This window comes from Paenibacillus wenxiniae, assembly GCF_039822605.1.
In the GTDB taxonomy this organism is placed as follows: domain Bacteria; phylum Bacillota; class Bacilli; order Paenibacillales; family Paenibacillaceae; genus Saccharibacillus; species Saccharibacillus wenxiniae.
In genome coordinates, this window is the sequence record NZ_JBCGUH010000023.1 from 20729 (window position 1) to 37925 (window position 17197).

A 17197-nucleotide genomic window follows, 5' to 3' on the forward strand; every position below is an offset into this window, starting at 1 on the left:
CACATTTCACGTATGGTTTGCAGTCCCGGTCATGATAAGGAAATAAAACCTTGAACGATCAGCCCAAGGTTTTATCTCCCCATTCATTACCATGTCCGGATTATTTCAGTTGAGCTTCAGCTTGTGCCTGTACATCATTCATCATCGTGTCAACGTCTTTGCTACCGTTCAGGTAGTTTTGCAGTTCAACCGTCATGATATCTTCGATCGCATAAGTGTGCAGACCGTAGTTTACTTTTGGAACTTCTGTTGTCCATTTTGCGAAGTCAGCATAGATTTTTTGACCGCCGAAGAACTCGTCAGCTTTATCGTATGCACTACCTTCAGAAGCTGCTTTGAATGTAGACAGAACGCCAACTTTGTCAAGCATTTGTTGATACAGATCTTTGTCAGAACCGAAAGTAGAAGCCATGAAGTCAGTTGCTGTGTCTTTACCGTCTACGTTCATGACATACCAGGAGCTACCACCGATGTTAGAAGCGTGAACCGAGTTAGGTACATCGCTCAGAACTGGAATCGGTACAGCTGCCCATTTACCGGATTGGGAAGCTTCAGCTTTAATAGATGGTGTAATCCAGTTACCTGTTGGTACGGACGCTACGTCACCGCTATTGAATGCTGCCAGGAATTGGCTCCAGTCAGAGTTTGCTTTGACGATGTTTGCATCATACATAGCTTTGTACGTTTCCAGCGCTTTTTTCAGTGCTGCATTGTTAGCGATATTTGGTGTTGTGCCATCTTCTTTCAGATACCAGGAACCAGCGGACTGGATCATGGCACGGATCAGACCGAGATCGTTAGGATCTTGAGTCAGCATGTCTTTGCCCGTAGCGGCTTTGACCTTTTTACCGATTTCAATATATTGATCCCAGGTAATATTTTTCAGATCATCTGCTGTGTAACCTGCTTGTTTCAGATAGTCTGTACGTACAAACAGACCTGTTACACCAGAATCAAATGGAATACCATATTGCTTGCCTTCGTAGCTTGTAGGACCTGCTTTGTAATCTGCAAAGTCGGACGCTTTGATTTTGTCAGACATATCCACGAAAGAATCTGGATACGCTTGCAAGAAGTTTTGTGAACGATAGTCTTCGATCAGAACAACGTTAGGCAAACCTTTAGTTGTACCGGAGTTTAGACCCGTGTTCAGCTTTTGTACGATATCAGCCTGTGCATTCTCAACGAGATTGATCTTCACATCAGGATGAGATTTCATATATTTTTCTTTGGCAAGTTCCAGTGCGGCAATGTTAAAGTTTTTATCCCATGCCCAAATGGTAATTTCTTTCGCGGATGCATCGGAACCTGAACTTGCGTTTCCACCGCCGCTAGAACATGCAGACAGCAGCAGTACGCTTGCCAGTAAAAGAAACATCAGTTTTTTCATTTTGTTTCAACCCCTGCTCTTGTATAGTGTTTTGCTTTTGAAAGCGTTTGCTTATTGACAAACTAATCTTACCATCCCGTTTTAAGCGGACGTTAGGAATATATTTGTACGGATTTGTTATATTATTGGCACAACTTGTTTTGGTAGCGTTATCATTTAGTATTATTTTTGTTTTCTGGTACTATTTTTAGATCAGATCGTCACTTCATCTGGTATTGTATCCGCTTTTATCTTTCTTTCCAAAGCATAATGTGGGAAATCCAATTAGGTTGAACATTTTTCACGCAAAAAAATAGCGAACCAGGAAAGGGATCTTCCTGCTTCGCTATTAGGCTGTAACGCTATTTCGTACGCTAACGGTAGACGTAGGGATGACCTGTTGCTATCGTTCCATACGTCCATGTGTATCCTGAATCGGTCACGCATACATGCTGTATACGTCAGGAGCTGATTGGCCGGACTACTTTACCTGTTGCTCCCCCGGAATATTCGGAAACGGCGGCTCTGCTCGACCGGAAGACTGAATGGGGTTCTCGATATATCCATAACGCACCACACCATTGGCTGTTAATGTATCGTAGAACGCAACATTGGTAATAATACTCGGCATGCTTCCATCCTCCTGCTCAATTGCATACGGCAGGAAAAATAGATTATTGCCGGACTGCTGATTTAAATTCATTTTCGCAGTCCAGACCAGCTCACTGTGATTATCTTGCATTTCATAATACGACACGACATCTCCACGTTGCTCAAAGAACGGATACGATTGTCCCTCTGGGAAATAGTAACGATAGATGCCGGTACCCGAATTGTCTGAAGGCGTGAATGTCTTCAGTCGATTAATACGCGGAATGCTAACAGCTGCCGCACGTGCCGTAGCTAAATCGGTACCGCTCAACTGGCGCAGCAAGGTGTCCGGTGTTTTCGCTACATAGACGGTACGCGATGTCGCATTCCAAAATACTTTCGCCTGCGCTGCCTCTGCGATAAAGCGCAGTGGCACCATCGCACGTCCTTCACGAATGGCAGGAGCTACCGGCAATTGCACGGTACGATCATTAATCGTAGCTGTCTTCTGTCCGATGACCAGCGTGATCACACTGCCATCCTGACTTACGGTAACCGTCTGGGTAATATTGTTCCAGATCGTAGAGTTACCGGGTATGTACTGCAAAGCTTTAATTGGAATCATGGTCGTTCCTTGTTCGACATAAGCAGTTACCCCTACATAAACAGTAGAGTTGTTCACGATCACCTGAATGTCGGGTGAAGCTGCTTTTGTCTTCGGTGTAGCTACTGTAGCTGCTGTAGCCTGAACATTTTCGCCCATAAGTCCTATCACAACTATCATCATTAAAAATAGCTTGGAACAAGTTTTCATCATATTCTATTCCTCCATTGATCGTCATACAAGCAGATGCGGCCAATCAGGATGTTGCACAAAAACTTCGTACCCGCTCATCCCGTGCTGGATAAGTCTGGAGTCCAAAGCGGCATAACGCGCCAGCCCCCTCTATCTTACCATCTTTTATACCCCGACTACTAATCAAGCAAGCAGCCTGCTCGTATCCGTTTTCATTATTGTTACCAAATGACGATGCAGTGATATGCACAGGATGCTGCCTTATACGCATCGCATACAGCTGACATCGAGTGTACATTTTACATTATCGTATAAAGTGGTGTATATTTTATGCAAATGCGATCGATAAGGTGATCCGATGTTTGAATAGTAGCTTATAAACTCGATTATGCTCTTATTTAAAGGATTATCGCCATGATCTCTCTACAAAATGAGCTTATTTTCACATAAGAAATATATCATTTATTCCGTTATCAATATGTCATTTTGTACAAATTTGATAGGTCATCGATGATCAGCAACGGTTCCATTGTATTCGCCGGACGATCACCCTGTTTCCAACTCGTTATTCATCGGTATATATAGTAGACGATGGCTGGAGTGAAAACCTTACAGAGGAGGGTTCTTTTGCAAAATTGGATTACGAACTTTATGGAGCAATTTGGCTATGTCGGTATCGCCCTGATCATTGCGCTGGAAAATGTATTCCCCCCGATTCCTTCTGAAATTGTGCTGCCCTTTGGCGGCTTTATGACGACCAACTCCTCACTGACTATCATCGGCGTGATTATCGCCGCTACGATCGGGTCGGTGCTGGGCGCTGTCATTTTATACGGGATTGGCAGATTGATCGATGTGGAGCGACTAGAAAAAATTATCGATCGCTGGGGTCATATTTTGCGCGTTAAAAAGGAAGATGTCTATCGTGCAGACGCTTGGTTTGATAAATACGGCTATTGGACAGTGCTATTTTGCCGTATGATTCCGCTAGTGCGCAGTCTGATCTCGATTCCAGCAGGCATGTCCAATATGAAATTCGGACTATTTTTGCTGTTCACGACAATCGGAACGGTCATCTGGAACTCGATTCTCGTGATGATCGGCGCAGCACTGGGCGATAACTGGCATCGCATTACAGAGTTTATGGATATTTATTCTAGTGTCGCTTATGTCATTATTGCGGTTGTGGGTATTGCAGGGATTGTTTGGTATGTGAGGAAGAATCGTCAGGCTGGAGCGAAGTGATAGCTCGTTTGAAGTGAGAGCTGCTGAGGTGCAGAAATGAGCGGTATTATAAGGAGAATAATACTGTAAAGCAGATGGGCGTTCTGGAAAAATATGTATGATTCCAATCTACGTTTACGCAAACATCCCCTATATTCAAAATAATTCAACCTTAAATCCAAGCAACAATGTACTACAATACAATGCGTTCACCATTTTGCAGATGAACGTCAGCATACATTCATACACTTCGTAGTTCAAATGATAAAGCCGCCGAATCTTAAATGATTGGGCGGCTTTTGGGCTAGGGCATACGGTAACGTTCCAGCTTATAGGTCGATCATGCTAAAACTTCGCTTTACAGCCCATCATAGCATATCCTCTAACGTTGGCTCCAAAATAAGCGGTAAGGTCACTTTGACTTTAGTACCCTTGCCTTTTTGACTGGAGATGCTAACCCCGTATTGTTCCCCATATAACAGGGTGATACGGTTGTGGACGTTTTGCACGCCGATGCCGGTGAATAGCTGGCGTTTGCTTTTCGGATTCGGGAGGCGGCTGCCTTCGGCGGAATCGGAAAAGCCGTCCATGCCGTCTCCGTTATCGACGACTTCGCAGACGAGCATATCGTCCTGACGTGAGACCATGATGTAGATGACGCCTGCACCTTTTTCATTAAACGCATGGAAAAAGGCATTTTCGATAAACGGCTGAATGATCAGCTTTGGTACGTGATAATCCATACAGTCTGGCGATACAAAATAGTTCACCTGTACTTTGCCACCGTACCGAACATGGTTGATGAACACGTAGTTTTTCATATTTTCGAGTTCCTGCTCGATCGTGATCGTTTCGCTGACATTACTAATCGTATTTTGCAATAGCGAGATAAGCGCGTTGATCGTCTCGGCGGCGGTTTCTTTGTTGCCTTTTTGCACAAGCATTTTGATCGATGCGAGCGTATTGTACAGGAAATGCGGATTGATCTGCCGCTGGAGAGCGGCGAGTTCGGCGTTACGCTGCTCCTTTTGCGTTTCAAGCAGGCGCGCGATGTAATCGTTTAGCTCATCGAGCATATAGTTAAATGCGCGGCTCAGCTCCTGCACTTCATAGCTCCCCGTCACATTCACATAGTTGCCAAAGTCTTTTTCGGTAATGGTCGACATTTGCCGCACCAGACGAGTCAGTGACTGGGTCAGACGACGCGAAATGAGGAATACGGTCAGTAGTGCTGCCGCCACGATGGCGATACAGATCAGCGCGATATCGCGCACATTAATAATCTGTCCCACCGCATACTGGCGATCGATCAGATTGACGAGGTAGAAGTCATACTCTGGAATGTAATTGGATAAAATTATATGATTTTTCCCCATCACGTCGGCATTTTTATAGCTCATCTGCTGATCCTGCATCTCAGTCACATCTTTGAGCAATTGCGGTGAAAATGTCCCGATCAGCTCATCCTGATTCGACGATACGATGCGTCCGTTTGAATCGAGAATAAGCACATCATTACCTGTACTCGTAAAATTGCTATAAAAGCGCTTGAACTGATCTTCGCGGATCGCCACATAGATCGTGCCATACAGAAAGTCGCTTGTACGCTCCATCAATGCTTTGGACGCGATGATATAGTTTTCCTTGCCATCTTTCGCTGTCTCTTCATCATATTGATACATCAGGCGGCGTGGCTGATCGACCGTATGCTTCGTAATCAAACTATCGGCGAGATTGCTAATGTTGACCGGCCAGTACGACCAGTCGGACGTATAGCTGCGTCCGTTCACACCGACCACGGTCACACCCACATCATACGCATCCACGTTCGACTTGATCTGCTTCATCTGCTGTCCCATGCTAAAATAGGTCGCTCCTGAGCTAATCGAATCGCCGTCACCACCTGCCAGATAATTTTTGACCGTTCCATTCTGGGAGGCATGGCTGACCGCATTCACGATCGAATCGTTGAGCGACTCCATACTCGTCTTAATCTGGTTGAGCACTTTGGAGTTCGTAATGCTGAACGTCTCGGTAAACAGTCGTTCGGACATGCGAATCGTTACGAGTGACGTTAACAGGCAGACCGCGATAATGCTGACGACCATCACGATAAACAGCTTAAAAAATAGACCTTGCCGCTCGAATTGTTGCATATATTGTTTGATCTTCATGCTGGCTCACACTCATTTTTTGATGATTTCAACACGTTAGCGTGCATGCTGGCGCCGATACTGACTCGGTGACAGCCCGGTCCATTTTTTAAACACTTTCGTAAAATAGCTATGATCCGAATAGCCCACTCGGTCGCTAATTTCCGAAATCGAATAGCGATCATCCTTCAGCATCTCAGCTGCTTTATGCACCCTAATTTTGTTCAAATGCTCACTAAAGCCCTCTTTATTATGAGTCGTAAAATAGCTCGACAAATACGACGGATTAAAGTGGAAATGTTGTCCTAACCCGGTCAGGCTCAGCGGTTCGGCATAATGTTCCTCAATGTATTCAAGCAGCATTTTCATATTGGTCGTACCCTGACTCTGTCCCGAGCGCTCGGCAATACGTGCATCGACCTTTTGCAAAAAGCTGTTCAATAGCGCAGTCGTCTGTCGTACATCGAGCGCATCATTAATTTCACGGAAATAGTCATACTTCTCCTCGTCCAGCTGACGCACATCATAGTCCTGGTTACCAAGCAGTGTAATAATATTGAAAATAATGTTACCGAGAAACGATTTCAGCTCAAATGGTGTTGCCCGATAGTTCGCTGCCAGATGGTGTACATATTCGCGCAATGCAGCAAAGGCGGTGTTAAAATTATCCCGCCGCAGCTCCTCGGTAAATTCCTTCAAATTAAATGCACCGCGCACCTCAGCCGGAACAGGCAGCTCCGATTCGATAATGAGTGCTCGTTCTGGAAAATAAAACTGATAATCGAGCAGTTTCAGCAGTTGCTGATATACCTCGCCGATCTGCTCCATCCCATCAAAATGTTCGCTAAGCGCCCAGGCGAGCTGAGCGGTGTTCGTTTCCCGCAGCATATGCTGTGCCAGATTCCGAAATAGCTCTACCGTTTGCTCATAATGAATTGTGCTTAGATTGAGCACGAAAACGACGATCTGCGGATCAGCGGCAACCGGACGGAAAGCGAGCGGCAATTCTGCTTGCTCCAGCATCTCTGCCAGTCGAGCGCTTGTCGTAGCAATATGACTACTCTTCTGCTGCACTAGCTGTTCACCATTGCCCTGATTGGACAGCCGCGGCTGCACACCGACCAGATAAAAGGACGGATACGGAAAATGCTCGCTGAGCAGCGCAGGTTCAGCCTCCGCTTCAAAGCCAGCAATCCATTTTTCCAGCACATGATCGACGGTAATCTGCTCGCTGCCCGTGTCTTCATCGTACTGAATCGACGGAATGCGGCGAGCTGTATTTTGCAATACTTGGAGTAGCTCTTGTGTTTCCAGCTTCGGCTTCAAAATATAGTCAGCGACTCCATTTTGGAACGTAGAGCGCACATAGTTAAATTCTCCATAACTGCTCAAGACGATAATCTCGATCTCAGGATAACGCTGCTTCAAGATACGGGTAAATTCCTCTCCATCCATTACAGGCATCACAATATCGGTAATCACAATATGCGGACGTAGCTCATCGATTAATTCCAGCGCCTCGCGTCCGTTTGAAGCCTCGCCGACAATCTGAAAGCCATACTGCTCCCAGACCAAATAATGCTTGATGCCCTGGCGCACGAGCACTTCATCGTCTACGATTAATATTTTGCATAATTCTTTCATCAGGACACTCCCTATAGGACTGGATATTACGCTTGAAGTTATTCCAATAACAGCATTTGTGTATAATATGGGACGAATCGTGAATATGGCGTTTTAAGAAGTTATTGCTGATAACGTTTTCATAAAAAGGTAGACGTCTTGTCTAATTTTGTCTTATTATGTTATCACAAAAATGGTACTAGCGGCACAAAATGTTTTACTATAACAACGACATTCCAACTAAATATTACCTATTAATAAACCCATATCGAAGTGCCTACGCAACCCTATAAGCATACCAGCGGATACCGTTCGTCCGCATTTGCGTGGAATGGTATCCGCTGGTAAATGGTGTTTTATTCCTGTTTTATAAACGTTTGGATCATGATCGCTCTTCTATTCAGGGTTTGCGCAGTGTTCATTACGCTAATGCCTTCCAGCACACTTCCCTTTTCACCATGATCTTATTTGCTACGGTCCAATGCCATCCGTGCTGCCAGTCCGGTTAATACGCCTGCCATTAACCAGCGCTGCCATTTGAGCCAGAGCGGACGCGACGACAACCAGGCTGCGATAGTGCTCGCTGTAAGTACGATAAGCAGATTGATCATAAAGCTAATGCTAATCTGAATGAACCCTAGCTCCATACTTTGCAGCAATACAGAGCCGCGTGCCGGATTAATAAATTGGGGCAATAACGATATGTACAGTACAGCCGCCTTCGGATTAAGCAGATTGGTCATAAAGCCCATCAAAAACAATTTGCGTGGCGAATCGATCGATAATGGCTGCGGTTCCAGTGGAGAGGCTTGCCCTGGACGAATCGATTTCCATGCTAGCCATATCAGATAGCCTGCTCCTAACCAGCGAATCCACTCATATAATAAAGGCACCGCATGAAACAATGCCGATAGTCCAAACATCGTAGCCATCATATACACGGTAAACGCTAGCATCACACCAAGCAAAGAAGTGACCCCGGCTACTCGCCCCTGCGTGATCGAGCGCGATAGTAAATAAATCATATTCGGTCCTGGCGCACATACCATACCGAGCGCAACCAGCGCGAAGCCTACAATCGTCGTCATGTCCAGCATTGTTTTACCTCCTATGTATCATATTCGTCTCATTATACATAAAATTAATTTTCACATCGTATACAATACTAATCTGTTCTGTTTATTATTCATATTATTGAATATTCATACATTAATGTGTATGAAAAGTCTATAAAAAATCAGCTTCCATCCGCCTGAATCAAGCGTATTGGAAGCTGATTATAACTACGTCGTTGAAATATTTGAGCAATTTCACCTATTGCTTACCTTATCGTTCGCTTACGGATACATCTTCATAAAAAGCAAACTGTGCTTTTCCGGCACGCTTCGCTTCGTACAATGCCTTATCTGCATAGCGAATCAGATCGGTGGCACCTACAGAATCGTGCGGATAGATGGCAATGCCGATGGAAGAACTGGTCATAATAGAGCCATGTGCAAGCTTCCATGGCTGCTGCAATACCTCACATATCGTCTGCGCCACCCAGGCAATCTGACTACGATCCGTCATAATCGGTAGCACGACAATAAATTCATCGCCACCGATCCGAGCAATCGTATCCACTGGTCCCAGTTCAGCGGTAATGCGCTCCACCATCTGAATAAGCAGCTGATCCCCCTGCTCATGTCCTAACGTATCATTTACCTGTTTGAAGTGATCTATATCCAGATATAATACGCCAACAAGCGTATGGTGTTGACAAGCGGTCTGAATATCCTGCTCCAGCTGCTTCATCAAATAACGGCGATTTGGCACGCCTGTGAGTGGGTCCATGTAGGCGAGCGAGTTCAATTGCTGCTCATGTATTTTGCGTTCGCTAATATCTCTTCCAACTACAAGCACATACTCTTCTCCATCGTCATGACTTACACGGGACATGCTCATCTCAAACCAGATATAATGCCCCTGGATATGACGATACCTGCACTCGACTTTGGATTGCATTAACTCGCCGGAAAATATCGCTTCAAACGCATGTACAAAACGCGCCACATCATCTGGATGAATGACCGAAAAACGCGGTTGCTTCATCGCAACCACGATATCATAACCAAGCATCGTTTTCAACGAGGGAGATAAATAATCAATCTGCCGATCCATCGTAAAAATGGTCACGATATCAGTTATATTTTCAGCGATAAAACGAAACCGCTCCTGGCTTTCATGCAGCTTCTTCTCGATTAATCGTCGCTGCATAATATTGCGGCTAACTGACATCAAGCGCTCTCGATTCCCGTGCTTATCGAAAGTCGGCGTTTTAACAATCTCCCATAAGTCCTGAGAGTGACCATATTCCTCAAATGATCTCTCTACAATAAGCGTAGCCGCTTTGTTCCACGTCTGCTCATCGGTCACATGATTATATTCCATAATGCCGCGCAATGTCGGATAACGGTCGGCTATTTCTCGATCCGTTTTATATCTATATTCTGATTCGCTCAATTGCAGAAGCTCTCGCACGGATTGATTGCACATCAACCAGCGTCCTTCTCCATCTTTGAGTACGATCAGTTCAGGAATCATATCAATCAAAAAGCGAAGCTCTGCTTCACTGTTGTGCATCGTCAAAAAATCATTGGAGAATTCCATTCCGATTCTCCTTTCCAAAAAATAAGTGCAACTTCGCTGCCTCTATAGACGAAGTATCTAATGCTCTACAACAACATCGATGATACAACACTAGCTTGTGTATTCTATTATCGGCAACTAAAGGTCTGCTTTAGAGTGCTATCCGGTAAATAAGCCTATATTCCTAGCGAGAAGTGTGTAATAACAAGCTTTATCCAGTCTGCAAATGATATAATAAAGAGATATCAAAGTTGAACTGATGCAGGAGATGGATATCTATGAATTCAAACTCTTCCCAACCGGCAGAGCTAACGGTAGCTGTGTGGCAGCAGCATATTCGCGAAGCATTGATTGCGATTGAAACGAATATCCGTAATGTGACCTATACCGAGCAGGCGCTGGAGATTGCGTTACAGCTAAGACCAGCCGGTCTTTCCGCTGTCTCACGCCAGTTCTATCAATTGCTGACAGAGCTAACTATCTATAGCAAGGTCATGTTGCCGCTGCACAAGACGACCGGCACATCGCCGCTATCGCTCGGTTATCATACCCGGCTGGCAGCAGGCGAAGTACAGAGCCGGATCGATCAGCTGTTCAGCGAACCGCTACAGCCGATGACGACGGATCGAGAGCGGCAGCAATGGACGGAATTGCTCGCTGTGTTACGTGGAGATATGCTTGCCGAAGTACGAGATACGTATACGTTATTAAATAGTTATTATTTGTTCTGGCGCTGCTGGGCGCGTCCGCTACCGGATAGCTTAGAGCGCATAGAGCGTGAACAGCATATACTGGATGAGATTGCTACTGAAGCCGCAGCGCGAGATAAACAGCCGCTGTCCGGTTCGCCGCACACGCGTTTTGCTCATCATTCGCTGCTGCTGGCGCAAAGTTATATTTACTTTTCGCTGGCACAGGATGAACAGGCGCTTCGTTATATTAACGAGGCTGCCGCGCGGCATGATTTTTACCCGGAACGTTTGCCGGATCTGACCGGCGAACTGGCGGCGAGCGAACAATGGGAGCGGCTCGTATGGTGGCTGAATGCGATGGCGCCGATTTTGCGCAGACAATATTCCGAGCTACAATCATATGCCGATCACTGGGATGCCGCTGTACGTCATTTGCCAGATGCGGAGCCACAGATGTGGAGCGCGCTGGAAAGTCTGTTGCCGCTCGGTGGACGGATGTATGAAGATAAATTGCTATCGTATGGCAAATATGCACGCTGGATGGATTACCAGTTGTCTTCTGGACGCGATCCGGCAAACTATAAAGTGACCGAGCTAAAGCCTGTAGAAACAGGCGCTCCGCAGCTGCTATTGCCTTTTTATCATCAGGCGGTTGAACGTCATATGTCACATAAAAACCGCGATGGCTACAAGGCGGCGGTCAAACTGCTCAAGCGGCTGTCCAAGCTGTACGGACGTCTCAAGCAGGAGGAACGCTGGCAGCATTATATCGAGCAATTCGCCGCCCGACACAGTCGATTGCGCGCATTGCAGGAAGAATTAAGGAAAGGAAAGCTAATTCCATGAGTCATCATTTGCAACACATCAGTGTACGAGTCGGCTTGAGTGAATATGGCGATGCCCTGATTTATGGCACCAAAGAAGCGTATGGACTCGTGCCAGCAATGTATTTAAAACAGCTATTGTTCGCCTGGCATGAGCCATCTTTTTACGGTACGGAACTGCAAACGGAGCAGACACCTGAAGTCGAGCTGATCGTACTGCCTGCCGAACAGGTCATCCCTTTTTTTGCAGAGGCAGAGCTACTTCATCATGTGCGCTGGAGCTGGGAGGACGAAGCGGCAACGTTACGCCAGCTCGCCCCTGCGCTACTTGCCTGTCTGAACGAGAAAAAGTACCTGCCCTCACTGGCAGCCTATCGACGCGGCCGTTTGCAGTGGAAATGGGATGCAGAACAGCTGTTACGAACAGTGCCGCGCGCGCAACGTCAGGCGCTGCAAAGCACGCTCAAACACGATGTGTCGCCAGAATTACTGGCTGGATTGCAAGCTGCCTTCTCAGCAGCCGTATCGGAACAATACTACAATTCGGAAGCGGAAAATGCCGATCTGCGGCGCGAATTTCCGGCCTTATTTGATCGTAACAATAGCACCGCTGGACTGGACGAATCGACATGGCTCGTCACCATCGGCTGGAAAAGCGATATGGCACCGTTCCGTCCTGCTCTGCAACTGTTAGAGCCGGAGGATACGAATAGTGGCTGGCGGCTACGGCTGGTGCTACAGGACAAACAGGATGAGACCCATCTTGTGCCGGTACAGTTACGACTCGATGGAAGTGCACACGGTGATTGGCCAACTGGCTGGGAAGCGCCGATTGGGGATCGCTCTACCAACTGGCGTGAGCAGCTACGTGCGGTACTGCCGATTCAGCAATTCGGCACCGATGACGATATGATCGGACGCAGCCTGAACAATGAACAGGCATGGCGCTTTTTATCGCAATATAGCAATCGGCTATTACAGGCAGGCTGGCTCGTTCTATTGCCAGCGTGGTGGGAAACGGCCCGTCGCAAACGACCAAAGCTCAAGGCGAAAATAAGCGAAGACGAGGAGAAGCGTACCGGTAAATCGTTCTTCGGACTGGATGCGCTGATTGACTTCGATTGGCGCGTAGCGATTGGCGAGACCGAACTAAGCGAAGACGAATTTCTGGAACTCGCTGAGAAGCACGAACGGCTGGCGCTGTTCCGTGGACAATGGATCGTGCTTGATCCAGAGCTATTAGAGCAAATTCGGCGCGCGATGAGCGGGATTGATCGGCGACGTGGGCTTTCGTTTCAGGATGTATTGCAGCTTCATCTGATGCGCCAGGGCAAGGCTGCCGAGAGCGAGGAAGAAGAGCAGGACGAAGAGCTACTGGAAATGCAGCGCATCGAGATTGAAGTAGAGCTGAATGCACAGCTCGAAGAACTCATTCGTCAGATCAGTCAGCAAAATGAATTGCCGCTCATCCCAATTCCTGCTGGATTACAGGCACAGCTACGCCCTTATCAGCAGGAAGGTTTCTCATGGCTAAGCTTCCTGCGCCGCTTCGGTCTGGGCGCATGTCTTGCCGACGATATGGGTCTGGGTAAAACGATTCAGCTGATTACCTACCTGCTGCATATTCGTGAAGATGCGGCGCGTGTCGCGCAGATGGAGCTGTCTGATGCCATTCATGCGGTTCATGTCAATTCGATTGATGTTAATACTGTTGATGTTAACGCCGTTCATGTTAATGCTATGGATACGACTAGCACGACGAAGAGACCATCTAAGACTGCTCCATCGCATAGTCATGCCGAGGATGAGTCTGAGCAAACTGGAAATGCTCGTTCGATATCCGGTGCTGAAGCTGAGGCAGGGGATGCTCATTCCATTAGCACCATGCTGCAAGCTGCGGATACCCCTACCTCGCTCGTCATCTGCCCTACCTCTGTACTGGGCAACTGGCAAAAGGAGATCGCTCGCTTCGCTCCTTCCCTGCGTGTAGCACTGCATTATGGCAGCAAACGCAGTAGCGGCGATGACTTCCAGCAGTTGGTCGAGCAGCATGACGTGATTCTGACCTCGTATGCTACCGCATCGCTGGATCAGGAACTGCTGCAAACGGTCACCTGGGCGACCGTCTGTCTGGACGAAGCGCAAAATATCAAAAATGCGCAGACACGCCAATCGCAAACGGTACGCAGTTTGCATGCGCTGCATCGGGTCGCCCTGACCGGTACACCGATCGAAAATCGGCTTGCTGAGCTATGGTCGATTTATGATTTTATTACACCCGGTTATCTTGGTGGTATGAAAGGATTTCAGGATCGTTTTGCGACGCCGATTGAGAAGGAACAGGATGAAGAGCGGACGCTGGAGCTACAACGGATGGTCAAACCATTTATGCTGCGCCGGACGAAAAAGGACCCGAATATCCAGCTCAATTTGCCAGAGAAAAACGAAATGAAAACGTATCTGAATCTAACACCTGAACAGGGTGCGATGTACGATCAGGCGGTCAATCAGTTAATGCAGCAGGTGAATCAGCTGCAAGGGATGAAGCGTAAAGGCGCGATTTTATCCGCATTGACTCAGCTCAAGCTCCTCTGTGATCATCCGGATCTGGTGCATATGCCACAGACGCTGGAAGAAGGGCAGGAACCGGAAGAAATCAGTATGGAAAATGATGCGCTGATCAATCGCTCCGCTAAGCTAGAACGACTGCTAGAAATGGTACGCGAGCTGCGTGAAGAAGGCGAGAAATGTCTGATTTTCACCCAGTATATCGGGATGGGACAGATGATGCAGCGTATATTAAGCGAGGAATTAAATGAACCTGTGCTGTATTTGAACGGCAGCACTTCCAAAACGGCGCGTGACCGTATGATCGAGCAATTTCAGGCACCCGGCGAGCCGAATATATTCATCCTATCTCTCAAAGCAGGCGGTGTCGGCTTAAACCTGACCGCTGCCAGCCATGTATTCCACGTCGATCGCTGGTGGAATCCGGCTGTCGAGAATCAGGCAACCGACCGCGCTTATCGGATGGGACAGCAGCGGAATGTGCAGGTGCACAAGTTTATTTCGCTAGGTACACTGGAGGAACGTATCGACGAAATGCTGGAAAGCAAGCAGCAGCTTAGCAATAATATTATCGCCACTTCAGAAGGCTGGATTACCGAGCTGTCCAATGACGAGCTGCAAAGCCTGTTCAGTCTAAGGCGTGAATTTAGTTAAGGATAATATGCGATAGGATGTGTATGAGTCTACGTACACGCCCTAGCAGAGATACGTTTAGACTGTGATACAGAGATATATTTTGTACAATGGAATAGATCAGACTTTGAACTTGAGCGGGTCAAGATACCGGGGCATGGGGTGTTAGGCGGAATGAATAGCGAAGATGAAGCAAGTGACACCGATGGTTTCATCATGTATGCTGACGATACACACCCAGCCTGATCGTTATCGTCAGCTCAAACTGAGCACTCAATTGAACTATAATGATCCAATACATCGATCCACTGTACACACTGAAATACAACCAGTTTCACTATATTGCCATACATGACACGATGCCCGGTAACTGACTGGAAAACTATTCCTCCAGCCAGCTGTCCGGGCTATTTATTTTGACTAGCTCAAGCACCACGGCAAAAAGCCGCTGTTAGCGAACAGCGGTTGATTGACGAACAATTAACTCTGGCTGAATACATACACCAGATGCAGGCTGATCCGGGTCCGTAATTTTACGTAATATTTGCTGTACAGCAGCACGAGCAATCTCATCTGCGGGTTGGCGAATCGTAGTCAGCAGCGGATGTAGCTGGGCAGCGATCACCTGATCATCATAGCCGATCACCGAGATATCGCCTGGCACCGACAAACCTGCTTCCAGCACCGCATTAATAAAGCCAAGCGCAATATAATCATCTCCAGCAAACACCGCTTCCGGTAGCTGCTGGGATTCCATCCAGCGCTGAGCTGCCGTATAGCCAAAACCGATGCTATACTCGCCCTGCTCGATCAGGATCGGCTCGATACCCTCTTCATGCAATGCCTGCACAAACCCTCGTCTACGCTCACCCGTACTGCGGAACATCTCTTCTCCGCATAGATGTGCAATACGCCGATGCCCTTGCTCCACCAGATGCCGTCCTGCCGCATAACCACCCTGATAGTTATCGATTTGCACAGCTTCAGCGTTATGCGCAGGCTGATGGTTATCGATCAGCACATACGGAATATGGCGTGCCTTCAACTCATGCACAAAGCGTTCTTCCTCCAGCGGTGATAGCAGAATCAATCCATCCAGACGATCCTCCTGAATCATATAGTGCTGACCGCCCTCATCCAGCCCACGCGACACGGAGATTGCCAGGTAATAGCCCTCGGCTGCAAGCAAATCCGTGATTTCTTTGGCAACCGAATCAAAAAACGAATCCTGTAACGTCGTCACGATCAACCCAATCGTTCCGGTTCGTCCTCTTGCCAGTGAACGTGCCGCAGCATTTGGACGATAATCCAGCTCACGGATCGCTTCCAGCACTTTCAGCCGATTTTTCTCACGCACGGTTTGCGCTCCATTCAGTACACGGGAGACGGTCACGACCGACAAGCCGGATCGCTTGGCGACATCGAAAATGCTAGTTTTCATGCACCAAGCTCCTGTCTGTTAGCGTGACGAGCAGCTGTTCATAGCGCTGTTGCATGAATGAATCCAGCGGCTTCGGCCAGTGCGGTAGCTCCGCCTGAATGCGCGATGCTGTCGTGTGCCCGCGACTCCATCCGTTTAGCCGTGCAGCAAGCGTTGTGTCCAGCGCTTTCATATCCCAGACATGTACCGTATCTTCGTACAGTTCTACAAGCTGCTCCAGCACATCAAGCTGACGCTGCAAATAATATTTCTGATGTCGTTCTTCCACCGGATAAAAGGTCGTTTCCAGACGAATCAACGTATCACTGCGTGCGTCATCCGCCTGTTGCATCTGGAGCGCAAGCTGCAATTGTCGCTCATTCGCACATAAAATTAGCGAGCGATAGCGCGGCTCTTCCCGATAACCATTGATCGCAGCTGGACGATGACGTTGCCAGAATCGCTCCAATAACTGCTCTAGCGGCAGTACGGTTTCATCGTATACGACTCGTACCGTTTCCGAATGATCCCCAGGCTGGCGATAGATCGGCTCCTCGCTTTGTCCTCCTGCTAATCCAGCAGTTGTGCCAACAATACCTTCCATCGCTCCAATCCATGCTTCCGGTCCCCAGAAGCAGCCCATCCCGAGTATGATCGTTTCATTTCCCATTATGAA

The 17197-nt window shown here is 47.5% G+C and carries 11 protein-coding genes; 3 read left to right on the forward strand and 8 right to left on the reverse strand.

Annotated features, from left to right (window positions below; translation table 11 throughout):
- Nucleotides 1-100: 100 nt before the first annotated feature.
- Together AAHF22_RS22575 and AAHF22_RS22580 are read right to left on the reverse strand one after the other, a co-directional pair.
- The gene (locus AAHF22_RS22575) at nucleotides 101-1390 is read right to left on the reverse strand and encodes an extracellular solute-binding protein (protein WP_347327246.1); all 1290 of its coding nucleotides are present in this window, start codon (nucleotides 1388-1390) and stop codon (nucleotides 101-103) included.
- 460 nt (nucleotides 1391-1850) lie between these two features.
- Nucleotides 1851-2777, reverse strand: coding sequence for a copper amine oxidase N-terminal domain-containing protein (locus AAHF22_RS22580; RefSeq protein ID WP_347327247.1), 927 nt, complete (start codon nucleotides 2775-2777; stop codon nucleotides 1851-1853).
- Between the two features lie 606 nt (nucleotides 2778-3383).
- Here AAHF22_RS22580 and AAHF22_RS22585 point away from each other — a divergent pair.
- Nucleotides 3384-4001, forward strand: coding sequence for a DedA family protein (locus AAHF22_RS22585; RefSeq protein WP_347327248.1), 618 nt, complete (start codon nucleotides 3384-3386; stop codon nucleotides 3999-4001).
- 347 nt (nucleotides 4002-4348) lie between these two features.
- Here the strand turns inward: AAHF22_RS22585 and AAHF22_RS22590 are convergent, their stop codons facing one another.
- The 4 genes from AAHF22_RS22590 to AAHF22_RS22605 all read right to left on the reverse strand — a co-directional run bounded on the left by AAHF22_RS22590 (nucleotide 4349) and on the right by AAHF22_RS22605 (nucleotide 10405).
- The gene (locus AAHF22_RS22590; RefSeq protein ID WP_371834100.1) at nucleotides 4349-6154 is read right to left on the reverse strand and encodes a sensor histidine kinase; all 1806 of its coding nucleotides are present in this window, start codon (nucleotides 6152-6154) and stop codon (nucleotides 4349-4351) included.
- Between the two features lie 36 nt (nucleotides 6155-6190).
- Entirely contained in the window at nucleotides 6191-7777 is a 1587-nt protein-coding gene (locus tag AAHF22_RS22595; protein ID WP_347327249.1) for a response regulator, read from the reverse strand.
- Nucleotides 7778-8220: 443 nt separating this feature from the next.
- Nucleotides 8221-8853 (reverse strand): LysE family translocator, encoded by a 633-nt coding sequence (locus AAHF22_RS22600; protein ID WP_347327250.1) that lies wholly within the window; start codon nucleotides 8851-8853, stop codon nucleotides 8221-8223.
- A gap of 229 nt (nucleotides 8854-9082) precedes the next feature.
- Nucleotides 9083-10405, reverse strand: a complete 1323-nt coding sequence (locus tag AAHF22_RS22605) for a diguanylate cyclase domain-containing protein (RefSeq protein WP_347327251.1) — start codon at nucleotides 10403-10405, stop codon at nucleotides 9083-9085.
- Nucleotides 10406-10662: 257 nt separating this feature from the next.
- On the opposite strand from AAHF22_RS22605, the gene AAHF22_RS22610 reads away from it, so the two are divergent.
- Both AAHF22_RS22610 and AAHF22_RS22615 read left to right on the forward strand, forming a co-directional pair.
- Nucleotides 10663-11922, forward strand: coding sequence for a hypothetical protein (locus AAHF22_RS22610; RefSeq protein WP_347327252.1), 1260 nt, complete (start codon nucleotides 10663-10665; stop codon nucleotides 11920-11922).
- On the forward strand, nucleotides 11919-15122 hold the full coding sequence (locus tag AAHF22_RS22615) for a DEAD/DEAH box helicase (protein WP_347327253.1): 3204 nt from the start codon (nucleotides 11919-11921) through the stop codon (nucleotides 15120-15122). The genes AAHF22_RS22610 and AAHF22_RS22615 overlap by 4 nt, the downstream gene beginning before the upstream one ends.
- Nucleotides 15123-15552: 430 nt before the next feature.
- Here the strand turns inward: AAHF22_RS22615 and AAHF22_RS22620 are convergent, their stop codons facing one another.
- Both AAHF22_RS22620 and AAHF22_RS22625 read right to left on the reverse strand, forming a co-directional pair.
- Nucleotides 15553-16542: a LacI family DNA-binding transcriptional regulator gene (locus AAHF22_RS22620; RefSeq protein ID WP_347327254.1), complete on the reverse strand. Its 990-nt coding sequence runs from the start codon at nucleotides 16540-16542 to the stop codon at nucleotides 15553-15555.
- Nucleotides 16532-17191: a peptide-methionine (S)-S-oxide reductase gene (locus AAHF22_RS22625; RefSeq protein ID WP_347327255.1), complete on the reverse strand. Its 660-nt coding sequence runs from the start codon at nucleotides 17189-17191 to the stop codon at nucleotides 16532-16534. Before AAHF22_RS22625 ends, AAHF22_RS22620 begins: the two co-directional genes overlap by 11 nt.
- Nucleotides 17192-17197: the final 6 nt, after the last annotated feature.